The 19,944-nt window shown below is 43.0% G+C and carries 18 protein-coding genes and 3 pseudogenes; 15 read left to right on the top strand and 6 right to left on the bottom strand.

Features of this window, described 5'->3' with window-relative positions; all coding sequences use genetic code 11:
* The 3 genes from F6K57_RS17265 to F6K57_RS17255 all read left to right on the top strand — a co-directional run.
* Positions 1-840: Rpn family recombination-promoting nuclease/putative transposase (locus F6K57_RS17265; RefSeq protein ID WP_293069501.1), on the top strand; the 840-nt coding region annotated here is incomplete at its 5' end.
* Positions 841-1,047: 207 nt separating this feature from the next.
* A complete protein-coding gene (locus tag F6K57_RS17260; RefSeq protein WP_293069499.1) occupies positions 1,048-1,920 on the top strand; it encodes an Rpn family recombination-promoting nuclease/putative transposase in 873 nt (290 codons plus the stop codon).
* 307 nt (positions 1,921-2,227) lie between these two features.
* Entirely contained in the window at positions 2,228-2,812 is a 585-nt protein-coding gene (locus F6K57_RS17255) for a DJ-1/PfpI family protein (protein ID WP_075896369.1), read from the top strand.
* 447 nt (positions 2,813-3,259) lie between these two features.
* Here the strand turns inward: F6K57_RS17255 and moeB are convergent, their stop codons facing one another.
* Positions 3,260-4,432 (bottom strand): molybdopterin-synthase adenylyltransferase MoeB, encoded by a 1,173-nt coding sequence (moeB, locus tag F6K57_RS17250; RefSeq protein ID WP_075896371.1) that lies wholly within the window; start codon positions 4,430-4,432, stop codon positions 3,260-3,262.
* A gap of 34 nt (positions 4,433-4,466) precedes the next feature.
* Positions 4,467-4,943, bottom strand: coding sequence for a M67 family metallopeptidase (locus F6K57_RS17245; RefSeq protein WP_075896373.1), 477 nt, complete (start codon positions 4,941-4,943; stop codon positions 4,467-4,469).
* A gap of 262 nt (positions 4,944-5,205) precedes the next feature.
* On the opposite strand from F6K57_RS17245, the gene F6K57_RS17240 reads away from it, so the two are divergent.
* The 6 genes from F6K57_RS17240 to F6K57_RS17215 all read left to right on the top strand — a co-directional run bounded on the left by F6K57_RS17240 (position 5,206) and on the right by F6K57_RS17215 (position 10,967).
* Complete coding sequence (locus tag F6K57_RS17240; RefSeq protein WP_293069496.1) at positions 5,206-6,393, top strand: hypothetical protein; 1,188 nt, start codon at positions 5,206-5,208, stop codon at positions 6,391-6,393.
* A gap of 427 nt (positions 6,394-6,820) precedes the next feature.
* The gene (locus F6K57_RS17235) at positions 6,821-8,524 is read left to right on the top strand and encodes an ABC-ATPase domain-containing protein (RefSeq protein WP_293069494.1); all 1,704 of its coding nucleotides are present in this window, start codon (positions 6,821-6,823) and stop codon (positions 8,522-8,524) included.
* A 55-nt stretch (positions 8,525-8,579) separates the two neighbouring features.
* Positions 8,580-8,933, top strand: a complete 354-nt coding sequence (locus F6K57_RS17230) for a DUF433 domain-containing protein (protein ID WP_293069492.1) — start codon at positions 8,580-8,582, stop codon at positions 8,931-8,933.
* Positions 8,908-9,270 carry a DUF5615 family PIN-like protein gene (locus F6K57_RS17225; protein ID WP_293066281.1) on the top strand — a complete coding sequence of 121 codons (363 nt, stop codon included), beginning with the start codon at positions 8,908-8,910 and terminating at the stop codon, positions 9,268-9,270. The genes F6K57_RS17230 and F6K57_RS17225 overlap by 26 nt, the downstream gene beginning before the upstream one ends.
* 104 nt (positions 9,271-9,374) lie before the next feature.
* Entirely contained in the window at positions 9,375-10,235 is an 861-nt protein-coding gene (locus tag F6K57_RS17220; protein WP_293069489.1) for an alpha/beta hydrolase, read from the top strand.
* Positions 10,236-10,634: 399 nt separating this feature from the next.
* Positions 10,635-10,967 (top strand): YccF domain-containing protein, encoded by a 333-nt coding sequence (locus tag F6K57_RS17215; protein ID WP_293021472.1) that lies wholly within the window; start codon positions 10,635-10,637, stop codon positions 10,965-10,967.
* A gap of 159 nt (positions 10,968-11,126) precedes the next feature.
* On the opposite strand, the gene F6K57_RS17210 is transcribed toward F6K57_RS17215, so the two are convergent.
* Positions 11,127-12,335 carry an NAD/NADP-dependent octopine/nopaline dehydrogenase family protein gene (locus F6K57_RS17210; RefSeq protein WP_293069487.1) on the bottom strand — a complete coding sequence of 403 codons (1,209 nt, stop codon included), beginning with the start codon at positions 12,333-12,335 and terminating at the stop codon, positions 11,127-11,129.
* 206 nt (positions 12,336-12,541) lie between these two features.
* Between F6K57_RS17210 and F6K57_RS17205 the strand changes: the two are divergent.
* Positions 12,542-13,421, top strand: a pseudogene (locus tag F6K57_RS17205) (IS982 family transposase).
* A gap of 372 nt (positions 13,422-13,793) precedes the next feature.
* On the opposite strand, the gene F6K57_RS17200 reads toward F6K57_RS17205, so the two are convergent.
* A complete protein-coding gene (locus F6K57_RS17200) occupies positions 13,794-14,003 on the bottom strand; it encodes a hypothetical protein (RefSeq protein WP_293069485.1) in 210 nt (69 codons plus the stop codon).
* A gap of 144 nt (positions 14,004-14,147) precedes the next feature.
* Positions 14,148-14,291 (bottom strand): annotated as a pseudogene (locus F6K57_RS42015) (hypothetical protein); the annotation flags it as partial.
* A 35-nt stretch (positions 14,292-14,326) separates the two neighbouring features.
* On the opposite strand from F6K57_RS42015, the pseudogene F6K57_RS17195 reads away from it, so the two are divergent.
* The 4 genes and pseudogenes from F6K57_RS17195 (at position 14,327) to F6K57_RS17180 (ending at position 16,643) form a co-directional block, all read left to right on the top strand.
* A pseudogene (locus F6K57_RS17195) lies at positions 14,327-14,709 on the top strand (hypothetical protein).
* Between the two features lie 16 nt (positions 14,710-14,725).
* Positions 14,726-15,586, top strand: a complete 861-nt coding sequence (locus F6K57_RS17190; protein ID WP_293021470.1) for an alpha/beta hydrolase — start codon at positions 14,726-14,728, stop codon at positions 15,584-15,586.
* A gap of 168 nt (positions 15,587-15,754) precedes the next feature.
* Positions 15,755-16,123 (top strand): YccF domain-containing protein, encoded by a 369-nt coding sequence (locus F6K57_RS17185; RefSeq protein WP_293021480.1) that lies wholly within the window; start codon positions 15,755-15,757, stop codon positions 16,121-16,123.
* A gap of 298 nt (positions 16,124-16,421) precedes the next feature.
* Positions 16,422-16,643: a hypothetical protein gene (locus tag F6K57_RS17180; RefSeq protein WP_293069482.1), complete on the top strand. Its 222-nt coding sequence runs from the start codon at positions 16,422-16,424 to the stop codon at positions 16,641-16,643.
* Here the strand turns inward: F6K57_RS17180 and F6K57_RS17175 are convergent.
* Complete coding sequence (locus tag F6K57_RS17175) at positions 16,595-19,213, bottom strand: CHAT domain-containing protein (RefSeq protein ID WP_293069480.1); 2,619 nt, start codon at positions 19,211-19,213, stop codon at positions 16,595-16,597. The genes F6K57_RS17180 and F6K57_RS17175 overlap by 49 nt on opposite strands.
* On the opposite strand from F6K57_RS17175, the gene F6K57_RS17170 reads away from it, so the two are divergent.
* Entirely contained in the window at positions 19,198-19,449 is a 252-nt protein-coding gene (locus tag F6K57_RS17170; RefSeq protein WP_293069478.1) for a hypothetical protein, read from the top strand. The two genes, F6K57_RS17175 and F6K57_RS17170, sit on opposite strands and share 16 nt — an antisense overlap.
* Positions 19,450-19,944 lie beyond the last annotated feature (495 nt).

Genomic DNA, 19,944 nt, shown 5'->3' with positions numbered 1-19,944 from the left:
TTGGCTTACGATAATATCTGTAAATACTTAGCCGAAGAATACCCATCGGAGTTTTTTCATTGGCTATTGGGTGAAGAACCTCGCGATATTCAGGTACTTAAAACCGAATTAAGTGCTGAACCAATTCAAGCTGATGCTCTGAGTCTACTCCAAAGTACTAACCAAATTCTGCACATAGAATTTCAAACCCTACCCCAATCCGAGCCACCACTACCATTTCGGATGTTAGACTATTGGGTCAGATTACAACGTAAATACCGATGTCCCATTGACCAGGTCGTGATTTTCCTAAAATCTACGACCTCACAGATGGTATTTACTAATGAGTTTAGGGATACTAACACCTGGCATCGTTATCGAGTAATTCGTCTGTGGGAGCAAGACCCTCAACCACTGTTAGCCAATCGAGCTCTGTTACCCTTGGCAACTCTAGCTAGGAGTAATAGCCCGAATCGATTGTTAGAGCAAGTGGTTGCCCAAGTGGATAAAATTGAAGAAAAACCATTACGGGGAAACCTAGCAGCCTGTGTGGATGTACTGGCTGGTTTACGGTTTGACAAAGATTTAGTCCGTCGATTGTTATTAGAGGAAGTTATGGAAGAATCAGTTACCTATCAAGATATTATCCAAAAGGGAGTCCAAAAGGGACTCCAGCGAGGAAAGCAGGAGGAAGCAGTATTAATTGTGATGCGTTTGCTAACCCTGAGGTTAGGTTTACTTGACCCTGTGCTCCAACAACAGATTGAGGGATTATCCATTACTCGATTAGAGGAATTGAGTGAAGCGTTGTTGGATTTTAATACCGCAACGGATTTAGCGGTTTGGTTGGATAACTGCTGAGATTTAACTGTGAGTGTTCACCAGGATTTTTGGTGGGAAGATGATTTTGAAAAGACCTGATCTAATCAGGTCTTTTTTAGATCTTATCTCAATCAGAATTGCTCGGGTAGCATAACTTGACTCCATAAACAAGATCCAGGTGCGATCAATTTTCTAGTTCAGATTCACTACACTATCTGAGATAGTGTTAACTTTGAACAATTTGCCTTGGCTTACGATAATATCTGTAAATACTTAGCCGAAGAATACCCATCGGAGTTTTTTCATTGGCTATTGGGTGAAGAACCTCGCGATATTCAGGTACTTAAAACCGAATTAAGTGCTGAACCAATTCAAGCTGATGCTCTGAGTCTACTCCAAAGTACTAACCAAATTCTGCACATAGAATTTCAAACCCTACCCCAATCCGAGCCACCACTACCATTTCGGATGTTAGACTATTGGGTCAGATTACAACGTAAATACCGATGTCCCATTGACCAGGTCGTGATTTTCCTAAAATCTACGACCTCAGATCTGGTATTCAATAACGAGTTTAGGGATACTAATACCTGGCACCGTTATCGAATAATTCGTCTGTGGGAGCAAGACCCTCAACCACTGTTAGCCAATCGAGCTCTGTTACCCTTGGCAACTCTAGCTAGGAGCAATAACCCTAATCGATTGTTAGAGCAAGTGGTTGCCGAAGTGGATAGAATTGAAGAAAAACCATTACGGGGAAACCTAGCAGCTTGTGTGGATGTGCTGGCTGGTTTGCGGTTTGATAAAGAGTTAGTCCGTCGATTATTGAGGGAGGAAATTATGGAAGAATCAGTCACCTATCAAGATATTATCCAAAAGGGAGTCCAAAAGGGAATCCAACAGGGAATCCAGCAGGGACTCCAGCAGGGACTCGACCGAGGAAAGCAGGAGGAAGCGGTATTAATTGTGATGCGTTTGCTAACCCTGAGGTTAGGTTTACTTGACCCTGTGCTCCAACAACAGATTGAGGGATTATCGATTACTCGATTAGAGGAATTGAGTGAAGCGTTGTTGGATTTTAATACCGCAACGGATTTAGCAGTTTGGTTGGAGCACTAAATCCCAATTTTTGAATTAAGAATTTAGAATTAAGAATTAAGAATTTAGAATTTAGAATTTAGAATTTAGAATTTAGAATTTAGAATTTAGAATTTAGAATTTAGAATTTAGAATTATAGATTCTGCATTCTGCATTCTTCATTCTACATTCTTCATTCTGCATTCTTCATTCTTCATTCTTCATTCTTCATTCTTCATTCTGACAGACAACCTTGGCCAAAAGGCCACGCTACGCAAACAACCTCAGAACCTTGATAGATTAGGATTGCTCAAGAGCTATTCCGATTCAAACCACAGGAGTGATAACATGGCAGGAAAGCAAATCTTAATGCTCGTAGGTGACTTTGTAGAAGACTACGAAGTGATGGTTCCCTTCCAAGGGTTGCAGATGGTAGGACATACCGTTGATGCTGTCTGTCCTGACAAAAAAGCTGGGGACATTGTTCGCACAGCGGTTCATGACTTTGAAGGAGACCAGACCTACACGGAGAAGCCTGGTCACAACTTCACCCTCAATGCCACCTTTGATGCCATCAATCCTGAAGATTATGACGCCCTAGTGATTCCAGGGGGGCGAGCACCAGAATACATCCGCCTCAATCAAGATGTGATCAAAATCGTGCAGCACTTTGCCCAAGCCAACAAACCAATCGCAGCAATTTGTCATGGTGCTCAATTGTTGGCAGCAGCAGATGTAATCCAAGGTAAAAAATGTTCCGCTTATCCAGCCTGTGGTCCCGATGTTACCCGTGCTGGTGGAACCTATGCTGACATTCCAGTAGATCAAGCAATAGTAGACGGTAATTTAGTAACAGCTCCCGCTTGGCCTGCTCATCCCCGGTGGCTAGCAGAATTCCTCAAGGTTTTGGGTACTCGCATCGAGCATTCATAGCACTTTTCAATGGGGTAAGGTATAAATTCCTGGGTTTTAGGGAGTAGGGAGCAGGGAGTAGGGAGCAGCGATGCAGCGCGGTCTTGGGGGTTTCCCCCATGAGCGACTGCATCAAGACAGGGATCAACTTTGAGATCAGTGCTGAACTATACTTTGAGATCAGACAGTATCTACAGAATTAGCAGCATTGGTGACCAGTAAATAAAATAGCGATCGCAAACTCATCTGCGATCGCACCAAATACAACTAATGGAATTCCCGTTACCGTGGCCAGATCCAGTTCCTATAGCAGTCCAAGACAAGGTTAAGACATAGTTCTGTTCCCTGGTTAAAACCTTCTTGACTATTGCCTTTTGCCTTTTGCCTTTTGCCTTTTGCCTTTTGCCTTTTGCCTTAAAAGGATAAGCAATGTCCCTGACTGGTTCACCATAATTGCTATATATTTAGTTAGTATTGCGGTACTGATGAATCAATTTCCTGACTCCAGGCAGTAATACCTCCTTTGACATTAATCCCTTCAATACCAGCCTCTTTCAAAATTCCCAAGGCTTTCGCTGAGCGACCTCCCTTCTTGCAATGGGCAATCAAGCGATGACCATTAACCAGCTCCTTAACTTTTGCTACACCAGAACCCTGTTCAATATCCGGTAATGGCACTAGAACTGAGCCAGAAATCTTAGCAATCTCATACTCATGGGGATTGCGGACATCAATTAAAACAAAATCATCCGCACCACTATCCATGAGTTCCTTGAGCTCCTGGACATTCATCTCTTTGATATCCATCTGGCGTTTGGCTTCCTCTTCTTTAGCTTGGGGAATGCCACAGAATTGTTGATAGTCAATCAACTTCTCAATGACCGGTCGTTCTGGATTGAGTCCCAGTTTCAATTCCCGGAAAGTCATATTTAAAGAGTTGTATAGCAACAAACGTCCACTGAGGGTATCCCCCTTGCCTAAAATAATTTTGACCGTTTCCGTTGCTTGGATCACGCCAATAATTCCTGGCAGAATGCCCAAAACCCCTCCTTCTGCACAGGAAGGTACCATTCCTGGTGGTGGGGGCTCAGGGAACAAGTCGCGGTAGTTGGGACCACCTTCGTAATTAAACACTGTCGCCTGTCCCTCAAACCGGAAAATAGAGCCATAGACATTTGGCTTATTCAGAAGTACACACGCATCATTGACTAGGTAACGGGTGGGAAAGTTATCGGTACCATCGACGATAATGTCATAGGGTGCCATGATTTCCAAGGCATTCTCGGAATTCAGCAGGGTTTCGTAGAGGTCTACCTGACAGTGAGGGTTGATTTCTAGAATCCGCTCTTTGGCCGACTGAATTTTCGGTTTACCGACCCACGACGTCCCGTGAATTACCTGACGTTGGAGGTTAGAACTATCTACAACATCGAAATCGACTAGACCTAGGTTTCCAATTCCAGCAGCAGCAAGATAGAGCAATAGGGGTGAACCTAATCCACCACTACCTATACATAGGACACTGGCAGCTTTGAGGCGTTTTTGTCCATCTAACCCAACTTCTGGCAAAATCAGGTGTCGGGAGTAACGTTCGTATTCGTCTTTACTTAATTGGATTTCATCTAGATTGGGATTTAACATGGCATGTTGGGTTGGAAGCGGTAAGACTCAGCAGTTAACCTTTGATAATGATAGTTTCTTCTGGCTGGAACTGGTGGTGTTCATCCAGGCTCCAACTTCTGAAGTCACACGCTTTACCTTCCTCAACGGCAACAATAATATACGAGTATTGCTGCCAAGCGATCGCACGATCAAATTCTGAAGGTACCGCTGGGTGATCTGGATGAGAGTGATAGATCCCGATTATATCCAGATTGCGATCGCGTGCGTCTTTTTGTGCCCGCAGTAGCACCTCAGGTGCAATGCTAAATCGGCGCTGTCTGCTATAATCTCCCTGAGGTTTGCCCTCAACCGTAGCATAGGCATCAGCTGCTTCACTATCCCAGTTGTTCGGTGTGGGTAATACTTCAACCAGAGTTTTCACCTCACCCCGGTGCTTACCCAATAGTAAACCGCAGCACTCTTCAGGATAGGTGCTCTCTGCGTGGTTTTGAATTGCCAGTTGATGCTCAGTGTCCAGTTTTAAGCCCATACCGATTTAACTATCACCATGTCTTGATGCAACTCTTTTTTGTTCACAGTTGAGTCTATAGTATCGTCAACTGTCAACCGTTAACCAAAAATTATCAATTATCAAATTATCAATTATAATATCACTTGTAATAGGTAAAATATTGTCGGTTGTAATACGTATTAGTCTTCGGGGTTGGTCAAATTTCAATTAACAAGTCTCAATTCACCAGTCTCAATCGTCAAATTTCAATTAACAAGTCGTTAAGGCACCAGGATTTGATATGACTCCTAACCGCACTATAACAGCAAACAACGAAGAATATCGATTTTTTTTTCAGGAGAATGCTGCCAATATTTTTAAACACCATGACCTGGAAGTAATAGAGTCATTGCAACGTCGAAAAATTTCGATTAGCAACATTATACCATTGGAACAGGTTTACAAGATATCTGTAAAAATCGGTAAAAATATTCCCTTTAAGTCAGTAAAAAAATTAGCCTTACAACAAATGGAGGCAGTAGGGGAATTTCTCCAATATTTTCAAATAAGCATCCTCGGTCAACCCACCAGTATCTTCCAACTCCATGAGATTGAAATTAAAATAGATAAAATTTTTACCCCTGGCTTAACCTATGAGGCCGGGAAACTACTAATCTCTATTCCTGACTCTTCCTTACCGTTTCAGTCCCGTTACCTTAGCGATCAGGAGCTGAAAAATCAATGGAATAAGGGTAATCATCTCTCTAAAAAGTCTCTGTCTCGTAAAGCTTGGTGGTTATTAAATCCAATCGGAGAATTTCGGACTAACCTCAGAACAGTGCTATGGCAAGCTGCCCAAAAGCAAATTTTAGGTATTGACAAACTATTACTTAAGTTTGGCTTAATTGATAGATATGATAGCAGTGAGCAAAGCAGTGCTCAACCTAGCTTACTGTTCAACCAGAATACGCCACCACAAGACCAGGGGTTCAGAGAAGGTGCGATCGCATTGATCAAAAACTCTGTGAATGAAGAGAAGCTGGGAATAGACTTAGAAGTAGTACTTAAGGATCAAGATGAGGCTACCTTAGGGAAGCTGCTGGGATTATTTAGGCAAAACTTGGCAGACGCCGGTCAAATAGAAGAACTGATTGAAGCTGGTGCTTTAACCCTACAACAAGCCGTTTTCCATGAACAATCTGAAATTGATATTAAGATGTTTGGGTTTGTGAATGTCGGGAATTATCATCGCATTGATGTATCGCTGAATCTAAGTGCTGGTTACTTGAAAAAATATGTTGAATTGATTCCCAGAAAGGCTGTAATCAAAGCAATTCAATTTGGATTTGTTAACGTCTATACTATAGATGATATTACAGTAAATCCTAACTTTCATGGAGCAATTAAGCTCTATTGGGAAACCGCTGCTCTGGAAAAATCACTGCAAGAATTAAGTCTAGTTAATCTATCAGAGCAGTCAAGTCAGTAAATTTAAGCGGTCAGCATTCAGCGGTCAGCATTCAGCGGTCAGCGGTCAGCTTCGTGGCACAGGCTTCCAGCCTGTGACTTCACTAAGATTAAACAAATGGTTAGCTGTTTTATTCAAAAGCACCTCAAGTAGCCTGGGTGGCACAGGCTTCTAGCCTGTGAAGTAGCCCATAAGCTGATAGCTGTTCGCTTAGCGTGCGCGTAGCGCATTAGCTGATAGCTGATAGCTTAAGTCATTACTCAATAGTCATAAGGGTAGTCAACACTCAAAAGTCATCAATCCCTTGTTAATTGACAATTGGCTATACTAATCCGTGTAGGAATTGTGAGAATTTTTGTTCCCTTTTCCCTACTCCCTGTTCCCTGTTCCCTGTTCCCTTTGGTATAGTAACCATTGACAATTAACAAGCAATTTTCTGCTTGCAATTATGGCCACTAGCAATCAATTGGAGTCGTTACTCCTACAACTCGATGATCGCAGCTACAAATCCTACAGAGATATCAAGGGTAGCTATCAGTTTCCAGATTTCACTCTAGTCATTGACAGGGTTCAGGGAGACCCCTTTGCCTCTCCTAGCCAAGTGCGCGTGTACTTACCCCAGTCAGTGGCTGGTTTCCCCAGTGAGCTGTATCGCACTGACAGCCGAGCCATTGCCCTAGAGGATTATCTAACTCGCTCATTTGATTGGGTAGCTCGGGAAATGAGCTGTCGGCGGGGTACCGGGAATAGTGGCTTGATTGCCATTACCCGTGTCGGGCAATCAGTACTGGAGCGCACCTCCGCTTTGGTGAGTGATGAAGGGGTAGAAATCCGGTTTGTGGTAGGATTACCAGCTCGTGGTCGTCGGATTTCTGGGCGTCAGGCCGCAGAAATGCTATGCCAAGATATCCCTGATATTATAGAGCAATCCATCAAGTATGAAGTCCTCGATCCAGCTGCTATTAAGCATCATGTAGAAACAGTGGAAGATGCCGATTGGTTGCGTCAACAGCTGGCAAGTCATGAATTAGTTGCTTTTATTCCTAACGGTGCCATTTTGCCACGGTCGAGTGGGGTGGATGACAAACCATTACAAGAGGATGCGATCGCATTTCAATCTCCCCAGACACTTCAAGTAGCATTCACTTGTCCCAATCGAGGATTAATTACCGGTATGGGAATCCCAGAAGGGATCACCTTGATTGTAGGAGGTGGCTATCATGGCAAATCCACAGTGCTCAAAGCCATTGAATTAGGCGTTTACAATCATATTCCTGGAGATGGACGGGAATTAGTAGTCACCAATCCCACCGCTGTCAAGATTCGTGCTGAAGATGGTCGGGGGATTTCTGGTGTAGATATTTCCCCATTTATTAATCAATTACCTCAAGGTCGCTCTACTGAAAAATTTTCCACCACCAATGCTAGTGGTAGCACCTCCCAGGCCGCAAATATTATCGAAGCACTGGAGGCCGGTACCAAGTTACTGTTGGTAGACGAAGACACAGCAGCAACTAACTTTATGATTCGCGATCGCCGTATGCAGGAGCTGATTGCTAAAGATAAAGAACCGATTACACCATTTATTGATAAAGTCCAACAGCTCTATACCGAGTATGGTGTTTCTACTATTTTAGTCATGGGAGGCAGTGGAGATTACTTTGATGTAGCCGATACCGTCATTGCCATGGAAAACTTCCAACCCCAGGATGTCACCGAAAAGGCTCAGTTAATTGCCGAAAAATACTTTACCGAACGCACCGCTGAAGGCGGGAAACACTTTGGCACTATTACCCCACGGGTACCATTAGCCGATGGGATTGACCCCAGTCGTGGACGCAAAGCCGTAAAATTGAAAGTCCGAGATGTAGATGAAGTAGGGTTTGGTGCAGAAAATATTGATTTATCTGCTGTTGAGCAGATTGTAGAAGTAGGTCAGTTAAGAGGGATTTCCAAAGCTCTTGTTTATGCTAAAGAGAAGTATATCGATGAACGATTGACCCTATCCGAAATTTTGGATCTGGTGATGAAAGATATTGAGGAAGAAGGATTGGATGTACTAACGTTCCTTCCTGAAGGGGATTTAGTCCAATTCCGCCCCTTGGAATTAGCAGCAGCGCTGAATCGATTGCGAACCCTGTCAGTGCTTTGAGGATAATTCGGATCAACAGTGCTTTTAAAATTAGCAATTACCAATTCTTGAAATAATGAAAATAGAAGACTATTTTGATTTTATGGCTCCTGATGATATTCGCATCAAAGGAACGCGAGTGGGCATTGAAAATGTGCTGTATGAGTACATTTATCGTAATCGTACTCCCGAAGAAATTCTTAACTGTTTTTACACCATTACCTTGGAGCAAGTTTATGCCACAATTCTTTACTACTTAAACAACAAAGAAGTTGTCAGCCAATATATTTCTGACTGGCTGGAATGGAGTCATCAGCAACAAAAAGCTCAAGAACTCAACCCTCCTCCAGGTATAGTTAGATTACGAAAATTAAAAGCGGAACAAGAAGCCAAGAATAAAACCTATGAGTCTGAATTATCTGCTGGATGAAAATGTAAATCCAGTCTATCAGATTCAACTACGTCGGCAAGCACCTGATTTAGTTGTTAGAGCTGTTGGAGATCCAGCCACTCCACCAAAAGGTACACAAGACCCTGAAATTCTATGCTGGTGTGAGGACTATGACTTCGTATTGGTAACTAATAACCGCAAGTCAATGCCTGTACACTTAGCAGATCACTTAACTGAAGGTAGACATGTACCAGGAATTTTTATTCTAAGTCCAAAGTTAAATATCGGTGAAACTATTCAACAGCTAATCTTTATAGCTGAGGCATCATTTGAAAATGAATACCAAGACCAAATTGTTCATTTGACAATGATATAAACTGATTAAATAGCGTTGGTTCATTAAGGTAAGGTTTTGCCCTCCTAGCTCCCCAAGATTAATCCAAGATCACAGTACCATGGCTTAACGGCAATCATCCCATCATGCCCATACGTCAAACCTTAGACTTACCAGACATCCAACTGTCTTACCTACAATGGAACCAAGGCCAAACTCCCTTGTTACTCTTACATGGCTTAGCGGACCATGGCCTAGTGTGGTCTAGCCTCGGGGATTACCTGGCTCAAAAGTATCATATTGTTGCTCCAGATCTGCGCGGTCATGGGGAAAGTAGCAAGCCGGATCAAGGCTATACCTTTGATGATCACATCGCCGATTTAGAAGCGTTAATGGATCACCTAGGATGGTCTAGTGCTGATATCCTCGGTCACTCCTGGACTGGTAAATTAGTTCCAATCTGGGCTAAGCAAAATCCATCCCGATTGCGCAGCCTAATTTTGGTGGATCCCTTTTTCATCGGCAAAATTCCGATGTGGTTTAAGGTTATGTTTCCCCTACTGTTCCGTGTCTTGCCTTTTGTAAAAGCTATGGGCCCCTTTGTCAGTTATGAGCAAGCGGAAGCACAAGCTAAACAATTAAAACAATACCGGGGTTGGAGTCCCTTTCAGCAAAATGTCTTTCAAGCCAGCATTGAACCTAAACCTGATGGCAGTTGGGGCAGTAAATTTGTGGTTCAGGCGAGAAATGAGATTTTTGAAGACGTGATGCGCGTAGCAGGACTAACGGAAATCATTGCTATTCCTACGGTATTGATAGTACCAGAAAAAGGTCTTAATCGCTCGGATTGGCAGCTACAACCCTATAAAACTTATCTCAAAAATCTAACTATTCGTCAAGTTCCTGGCAATCATTGGCCATTTTTAGTAGAGCCGGAAGAGTTTAATCGGGCTGTAGAGCTGTTTTTGGAAGAGCAACAGCAAAAGCCCTCTGACTTTGAGGGATGACTTGTTGCTGTCAGCTTTTTGCTCTGATGTTTCAGGATTAAACCATTCAATTTTATGTAAGCATTCAGCAGTCAGCAGTCAGCGGTCAGCTTATTTTATTCAAAAGCACCGATTAGTAGCGTGGCACAGGCTTCGACGCTGGCACTTTCCCCATAAACACCTCAATTAGTATGGGCGAGAGCGCATTAGCTGATAGCTGTTCGCGTAGCACCTCAAGTAGCGCTTAAGCTGATAGCTGTTGGCGTAGCACCTCAAGTAGCGCATATGCTTACAATTTTATTACCCCTACTCCCTACTCCCTACTCCCTACTCCCTACTCCCTACTCCCTAGGAAAAAGTAATTCACCCAATTTAGCTGGTATAATTAAGTAGTACCAAGGGGATTAATAAAGGAGAGTCATGAGCCTTTTAGGAAACATTATCTGGTTAATCTTTGGCGGTTTAGTGGTTGGTACCGGTTACATTATCGGTGGATTAGGGATTTGTCTGACTATTATTGGCATCCCCTTTGGAATACAGGCTATCAAGCTGGGCATCGCTACTCTGGCACCATTTGGCAGAACAATTGAGGAAACGTCAGACGCTGGTAGCCTCCTCAATATGATTTTTAACATTATCTGGCTGCTCGTCTTTGGCTGGGAGATTGCCGTTGCTCATTTGGTCTCATACCAAATCCGCTTGCCAAAACCCCTTTATAAAAATCGACCAAATCTTTTTATGCTAGGAATTTAGGGCTATGCAGATAAGGGGGGTATGGGAACAGGATTTGGTATCAGACGTTTTTGGGCAAACTCGGACAAGTTTTTGGACATTCAGTCTAGCTTATTTAAATGCGATTACCCTGCCCTAAAACCTAGATATTTGTACCTCACCAGTTAGAGAATTGCTAGATTACCAATCAAGTCCTAAAATTTCTGGTAAAGTAGTTAACCCGTATCGCTGCGGACAGCGAGTTTCTCCTATATCTTTGCCAATCAACTCAGAGCCTATTAAATACTCTTTTCTTAACTTATTTTGACACCAAGACAATACTAAATCGATATAAGGAGTTTTGACCCCAGCAATTGCTGCAATACCACGAATAACCACTAAACCAAAAGGAATATCTTCTGTCAAATAGCGGTGATTAAAGTTGGGAAGATAAGTCCCATTCGGCATTTGTAGCATGGGGTGTACAATCCCGTTATAAGCACCATTGGTTAGAAAAACAGTATGTATATTTGTTTTATCGGCAATATATTCACTGTAATGATTCATATCCCAATCATAAACGAAAATCACTTCAGACAAATCTATTTGGGGATATTCTTGGCCAATCTGACGACTAATAGTAAGGATTTCTTCACTAAGTTTACCTAGAAGTTCTGCTGTATACTCATCTATACCATGATAGAATAACGGTTTGTAATCTAAAGGTTGCCCATCCCAATTTTTCCAACGCCCATAGATAATAGGAGGATGACTATAGGCATTCGGAGAAACTAAGGTCATTCCCAATAAATGACCTGAGATAATAAGTTTTGGTAGATTCCCTAAAAGTTTTTGTAACTCTACAATAAATTTAGGTATCCTAGCATTAGAAGGATTGCCTTGTAATGCTCCTAATAATTGTGTTTTGATACTCATAATCTCTACCGATTTGCCAAATTCGCGATTGCCACAAACCCAAGGTAGGGATTCAAAATTGATAACAATACAAGAATTTAATTTTCTTCTTAGAGCATACCTAACATCAAACTCAAAGCCATTTTGCCCGGGCATACCAATAAGTATACAGCCTTCTTCAATGTAGGGAAATAGCAGTTTTAGGTACTTTAAGTGTAGGAAAGCTGGAAGTACAAAAATAATTATGTCACTGTTACAGGCTGCCTGAGCAGGATCGTCAGTAACCAAAAAAGGTTGAGACTGTAATTTAGACCAGTCTTTATTTTTTTCTTCACGGAAGGTAACAGTTAATGAGTGATTGTTCAAGTGTTCGTTCCAACGTTGGACTTTATTTGAATCATTAATAAAAACCCGAACATTCACATTGGATTTTTGAGAAAAAATCCCGGCTAAAGCATGAGCACCGCTACCGGCACCACAAATTAAAATTTGCATATCTCAAGTTTCTATCTCAGGGTAAACGCATCTTATACCAAATCCGGTTGCCATACCCCCTTAATAAATTAACGTCAGTACGGGATAAGAAAAAAGCTGAAGTCCTTGCCTAGTGAGGCTTGAACCCGATTTACTTCCCCCAGGAATAGGAAAAGGAGGGGGATAATACTGAAAATTCCCAAAAAATGATTCAGCACCCCCTTCCTATGACTAGTCTAGAAGAACTCTTTTGCCAGATCGATGATTTTTGCCAAAGCTTTGAACCTCGATGGCAGGCAACGCTTTTAGGCAAGGGCTTGAAGCATCGTCAACGTCGTCGTTCCTTAAGTTTGAGTGAAGTGATGACCATTCTGGTGAGCTTCCACCAACAGTCCTATCGCAATTTCAAGCATTTTTATGAGAAACACGTCTGTCTGTATTGGCAATCGGCATTTCCGGGACTGCCAAGCTATCAACGGTTTGTTGATTGGATCCCTTCGAGCTTAATGCCTTTGTGCGTCTATCTGAAGCAGTGCTTTGGGACTTACAGTGGCATTAGCTTCATTGATTCCACCAGCTTGAAGGTGTGTCACAATCGCCGCATTCGGGGGCATCGCGTATTCGAGGGACTGGCGGCACGGGGCAAAACTTCAGTGGATTGGTTCTTTGGTTTCAAGCTCCATGTGGTCGTCAATGAGTATGGTGAGTTACTCAATTTCACCCTGACCCCCGGTAATACCGATGACCGTAAACCCGTTCGAGCTCTGCTCCAAGATGGCTTTGGCAAAGTTTTTGCCGACCGAGGCTATGTCTCCAAAAAACTAGCCAAACAATTGTTTGAAGACTTTGGCATTACCTTTTTTGCCAAACCCAAGCGCTTTCATGTTGAATCAGTTGATGCGGTTAACCGACAAACTGCTTTCTCGCAAGCGTTCCATTATTGAAACGATTATTGACCAATTTAAGAACATCTCTCAAATTGAGCATTCTCGACATCGCAGCCCCATCAATTTCCTGGTCAATGTCGTCTGTGGGTTGATTGCTTATTGCCATCAGTCCAAGAAGCCTTCTCTCCTGATTGACTGGGCTTTACCACCTGCTGCTTAACCCGTACTGACGTTAAATTAAAGAAACTCTAGCCAATGATAATCAGTCAAATTTCTAATTTCTTCTTTGATTCCACTGAGAATATTACAACGGGAAACCAAAGTTTTTTCCATTCTCTTGGTGCGCATTCCCTAGGTCGGGAAACCCGACCGGGGTCGCACCGCTTCATCAATGGTTTCAAAGTGCTCATTGACCAAGGGCTCATCTACGTGCACACCATAGTCTTTCGGCTGGTTGTAACTCTGGGGAGTAAGCTGGTAAGTATTCCACCATCATGCCTGAGGGAAGATTAACTGTCTTGATGCAATAGCGAGTGGGGGAAACCCCCTGTTCCCTTGCTGCATCGCTTTTTTACTGCGATGCCATCCCGCATTATCTTCTATCAATAAAACTTTTTTTTTCAGAAATACCAGCATCAACGGCAAAGTTTTGATACACTAGATTCAACCATAATGTGTTGACTCTAGGGATTAGATACCACAAAGTTTCTCCAGTTTTTAGTTTGACAAATCCATAGACATATAACCATTCATAGCGATGGCTAACTATTGCCGTTGGTCTTTCCCCTATGGGACTCCACACTTTCCTTAAAATTGGTTTTAATCCCACTCTATGTTCATCGAAAAACCAGACATCTAGATCAGCCAGGGGATATTTTTGTTCTATTTTTTTGACCTTTAAAGGTAAAGTTTGTTTAAATTTTTCTTGTTCATCTTCATCTGCTTTCCTATGTTTGGGTCTGGGACTCTGATCGGAGTATTTGAGCTTTTTTAGGTCAGGACTTACGCACAGACTCCATGGGTAGGGTGGGCAAGGTTTTGCCCACCCTACAGGTAGCTGATGAAAATAGAAGACTATGTCTTGATGCAATAGCGAGTGGGGGAAACCCCCTGTTCCCTTGCTGCATCGCTTTTGATTTTATTGCTCCTGATGATATTCGCATCAAAGGAACGCGAGTAGGCATTGAGAATGTTCTGTATGAGTACATTTATCGTAATCGTACTCCAGAAGAAATTCTTAACTGTGTCTTGATGCAATAGCGAGTGGGGGAAACCCCCTGTTCCCTTGCTGCATCGCTTTTTACACCATTACCTTGGAACAAGTTTATGGCACAATTCTTTACTACTTAAACAACAAAGAAGTTGTCAGCGAATATATCTCTGACTGGCTGGAATGGAGTCATCAGCAACACAAAGCTCAAGAACTCAACCCTCCTCCAGGGATAGTTCGATTACGAAAATTAAAAGCGGAACAAGAAGCGAAGAATAAAGCCTATACTATGACTTAAGCGCAATCATCCCATCATGCCCATACGTCAAACCTTAGACTTACCAGACATCCAACTGTCTTACCTAGAATGGAACCAAGGCCAAACTCCCTTGTTACTCTTACATGGCTTAGCGGACCATGGCCTAGTGTGGTCTAGCCTCGGGGATTACCTTGCCCCAAAGTATCATATTGTTGCTCCAGATCTGCGCGGTCATGGGGAAAGTAGCAAGCCGGATCAAGGCTATACCTTTGATGATCACATCGCCGATTTAGAAGCGTTAATGGATCACCTAGGATGGTCTAGTGCTGATATCCTCGGTCACTCCTGGACTGGTAAATTAGTTCCAATCTGGGCTAAGCAAAATCCATCCCGATTGCGCAGCCTAATTTTGGTGGATCCCTTTTTCATCGGCAAAATTCCGATGTGGTTTAAGGTTATGTTTCCCCTACTGTTCCGTGTCTTGCCTTTTGTAAAAGCTATGGGCCCCTTTGTCAGTTATGAGCAAGCGGAAGCACAAGCTAAACAATTAAAACAATACCGGGGTTGGAGTCCCTTTCAGCAAAATGTCTTTCAAGCCAGCATTGAACCTAAACCTGATGGCAGTTGGGGCAGTAAATTTGTGGTTCAGGCGAGAAATGAGATTTTTGAAGACGTGATGCGCGTAGCAGGACTAACGGAAATCATTGCTATTCCTACGGTATTGATAGTACCAGAAAAAGGTCTTAATCGCTCGGATTGGCAGCTAAAACCCTATAAAACTTATCTCAAAAATCTAACTATCCGTCAAGTTCCTGGCAATCATTGGCCTTTTTTAGTAGAGCCGGAAGAGTTTAATCGGGCTGTAGAGCTGTTTTTGGAAGAGCAACAGCAAAAGCCCTCTGACTTTGAGGGATGACTTGTTGCTGTCAGCTTTTTGCTCTGATGGTTCAGGATTAGACCATTAAATTTTATTACCCCCACTCCCTACTCCCTACTCCCTACTCCCTACTCCCTAAGAAAAAGTAATTCACCCAATTTAGCTGGTATAATTAAGTAGTACCAAGGGGATTAATAAAGGAGAGTCATGAGCCTTTTAGGAAACATTATCTGGTTAATCTTTGGCGGTTTAGTGGTTGGTGCCGGTTACATTATCGGTGGATTAGGGATTTGTCTGACTATTATTGGCATCCCGTTTGGAATACAGGCTATCAAGCTGGGCATCGCTACTCTGGCACCATTTGGCAGAACGATTGAGGAAACGTCAGACGCTGGTAGCCTCCTCAATATGATTTTTAACATTATCTGGCTGCTCGTCTTTGGCTGGGAGATTGCCGTTGCTCATTTGGTCTCAGGGCTAATTTTAGCGATTACAATTATTGGCCTTCCCTTTGCCCAACAGCATTTTAAATTAATTCCCCTGTCTCTATTTCCCTTCGGCAGAGAGTTGCGCTAAATTTTCTAGTCAATACTTTTGTATTTATGGATAACACAGTTTTATTTGGTATGGGCACTTTGCAGGAGTGGCTAACAGTATTAGGTTATGCATCCTTAATTGCTTTTGTTTTTTGGCGCGTGATGCTCACAAAGCCGAAGTGATAGCTATTGATATACTATCGCAAAGGGAACAGGGAACAGGGAACAGGGAACAGGGAACAAAAATTATCACAATTCATTTAGCTTGTAGGGTGGGCAAAAACAGTTTGGTTCAAAAGAGTATTCTAGATAATATTACTTTGCCCACCCTACTTTAATTGGTATTTTTTTTACTACAAGATCGCGAACGCATTACAATATTGCGATCGCGTAGCGGCTCTAAAAGAGCATCGCACTATAAGGTACACAAGATTTCTTCCCGATTCCCGATTCCCGATTCCCGATTCCCGATTCCCTACTCCCTACTCCCTACTCCCTACACCCTACTCCCTCACAACCAATTTCCCAGCAAAATAAAAGCCGACCAGTACAAGGGATGATTAAATGCCTCGCTCTGCAACAGCTCCTGTTGAGCAAGACGCAGAGCTTCAGCCTTGGTAACCTTGCCTGTGGCTAACCTCTGATAGAAGCGAGTCATTAACTCTGTAGTGGCAAGATCGTCCACAGTCCATAGACTGGCAAGGGTACTGCGTGCCCCCCCACGCACGGCGATACCAGCCAATCCCAAAGCGGCTCGGGAGTCTCCTTTGGCTGTCTGACAAGCACTGAGGACGAGTAATTCAATCGGATTTTCTTGCTTTTGATCGGTTCTGATCAGACTATTTAATTCATTGAGATTGATCACGTCATCCCAGGTCAGCAGAAACGTTTCTTCAGCTACTGAACTAAATTCACCATGAGTTGCTAGATGAACCACTTTGTAACTAGAGGTATTAACTTCTGTATTGAAGTTGGATTCAGTAAAGGATTCATTGAGTAAAATCAATGAGGGAACTTGAGCCTTGATATTCTCTAATTCCACCTTCACTCCAGGAAGTGCTCCTAATTGGGGACGATGGGGACGAACTTCCGTCACTCCAGCACTCAGAACCGAAACGTTTTGTCTGACATTGGCTTGAGAGTCGATTAGTTGTAAACTAGGTGCTACCGCAATACTATATTTCTCGATCAAATGGTCTTCCCCGTCATAAAGCACAGACATGGGAAGATCACGCAGAGCACCATCTGGTATAAATACTAGAGTGCGGATGTTACTGTTGGCTAATTCCCCTTGAATCGGACCGATTAACCAGTCGTGTATTGTTTGTAAGTTGTCCTTTCTCAGGACTCGCCAAGGGCTAGTAATATTTATCTTTACCGAAGCCAGTTGTTGTTCTATTTCTGTTTGAGGTAAGTTAGTAGTAATCTGGCGCAGGGGTTGTCCGGGCAAAGTTACAATTACTTCCAAGCGGTCTGGCAAGATAATGGTATAGAAGATAGCAGCGTTAGGATCTATTTCGTCGATATTAACGGGTTTAGTATCTAAACAAGCATCCCGAAAGAAGTTATCTAGTTCTGCGAGTTGTAGGGATTCAATCACATCTCGTGCTTGTTTGAGGTTTTCTTGAGATGCATTGGGTTCTAGGAGTAGTGCTACTAATTCTCGGTAGACTGGTTCGACGCTTTCGCGAAACTCAAACTGAAGATCGCTACTAATCGCGACTAGGTCACTACGGATAGATTGGAGGGTTTGCACCGATTGAGCATAGGCCGCGTTCGCGTTTTTTTTATCCTGTTTTAGATTCAGAATTCTGCCCAGTTGCCATTGCCATTGATAAGCTAAATCCGGAGCCTGGATTTCTTGAGCAATCAGTAAGGCTTTTTCCGTCAAGTCTTGGGCTTCATCAAGACGTTGATTGTATTCGTATAAGGTTCCCAAGTTACCGATGGCTTCAGCTTCGGCTCGTTTATCTCCTAAATTCCTAGCTAGCTTAATAGCATCGGCGAGATAAGTAGCTAGTTCCTTGGGAGATGTGAGTTGTGATGTTGTCGGTTTTAATAGGGTTTTGGCTAGATTAATTCTAGCATTGATAGCGGTCTTACTGGGAGATAATTTAGTTAAGGTATTTTCGATAGCTGGCAATAACTCTCTGGCTTGTGACCACTCTTGTTGAGCTATTACTATACTCAGTTGATTTAATTGCCCTTGAATCTTAAGATCTGCTAGGGGAGATTCCTTGACAACCCGTTGATATAAATCTATTGCGTCTGCTGTGTCTCCTTTTAATCTAGCGGTATTTCCTAAACTGAGCAGATTGTCAGCAATCAAAGTCTGATCTCGTAAGTTTTCCGCTATGGCTAAACTTTGTTGTAAAATTGCTTGAGATTCCTTGAATTTACCCACTCGGCGCAGCACATCACCTAGGTATTGGAGGGCGGTACTTTTGAGTTGGCTATCCGGTTGGTCTTGGATAGTTTCCTGGATTTGAGTTAAGGTTTTAGTAGCTTGATTATACAACCCTAATACTCGTAAGGCTTGGACTTGGTAAATCTGACTTTCTGTTAATTTAGTTAAGTCTCCGATATCTTGGTAGATAGCACTCGTTTGCTGCCAAGTGGATAAGGCTTTCTCCCCCTGACCTAGAGATAAGTATACTTGTCCTTGAACTTCTAATATTTGGGCTTGTAATTGTTGATGTTCTGTAGTATTATCAAGTTTGGATAGTTTGGTGAAACTCTGGGATATTGTTTGTTTAGCTTGGTCTAGGTCTCCCAAGGTTTGATAAACTAAAGCGAGATTGACTAAGGAATTAATTTCACCAATAAGGTCGCCACTGTTGCTGTAGTTACTAATCATTTGCTCCAACAACGGGATAGCCTCTTGGTATTGACCTGTTTCATAGAGGTGTTGGGCTTGTTGGTCTAGGGAATCGGAATCCCCCCTAGCCCTTAATAAGGGGGGAAGGGAATCGGAATCCCCCCTAACCCCCCTTAATAAGGGGGGAAGGGAATCGGGTGTGATGACAACAGAATTTGATAATGCTTTGCCGGATGGCAGGAAGCAGGTTATTAATGCGTTCACGCAGTGGCTCTGAAAGAGCATCGCAATTAGAAATGATAGTTTTTTCATATCCCTACTCCCTACTCCCTACTCCCTACTCCCTGCTCCCTACTCCCTATTCCCACATGACAATCAAGATTGGGCAATATCTGCTCCACAGGAGTTCCGTTAAACGGTTGCGCAGTCAGAATAATCGTGCCATCCTTTGCTATTACCCAGCCTTGGGCTTCGATAATCACTTTTTTGTCTTGAGGGGGTGTGACTGTTCGCGTAGCGTGGCCAAAGGCCTTGGGTTGCTGTGGTAATGGTTTTCTAGTGCTGGGTAAGCCAGGACGAGTTCGCCACCTGACTGTTCTGTGGGCATTAATCACTGGATCTTCTGGAGTTGGTGGTAAACCGCCTTTGCCAGTAATAATAAAGGAACTGCCCCCAGCAATCCGATTATTTTCAAACGCACAAATGTCATTAGCCAGGATAGCTTCTGCATCGAGATACTCTTGAACCGGGATAAATCGGGATAAACCCGGATAAGACGGTCAAGGTGCAATTTATTATTGCCTGAGTGAGGAGTGGTAGTCAGCAATTGGAGTTAAGCCTCCCACTCATCTGTCTAGGCTTTCCTGGCATCTCGACCAGGAGTTGCTTGAAAGCCCGAGTTTTGCTATGTTTGGAGTCAAGGGGCGACCGATGAAGGCGCTCATAGAAGCGAAAGGGGTAAGAGCCTTTCCACGGTCAGGATTCAGGCCAAGTTCCCACCCAAAGGAGCGTATTGAGATGGATAACTCGGTGAAAACTAGGTT

Source organism: Moorena sp. SIO4A5, from assembly GCF_010672005.1.
Classification (GTDB): domain Bacteria; phylum Cyanobacteriota; class Cyanobacteriia; order Cyanobacteriales; family Coleofasciculaceae; genus Moorena.
This window is presented reverse-complemented; position numbering and strand designations above follow the sequence as displayed.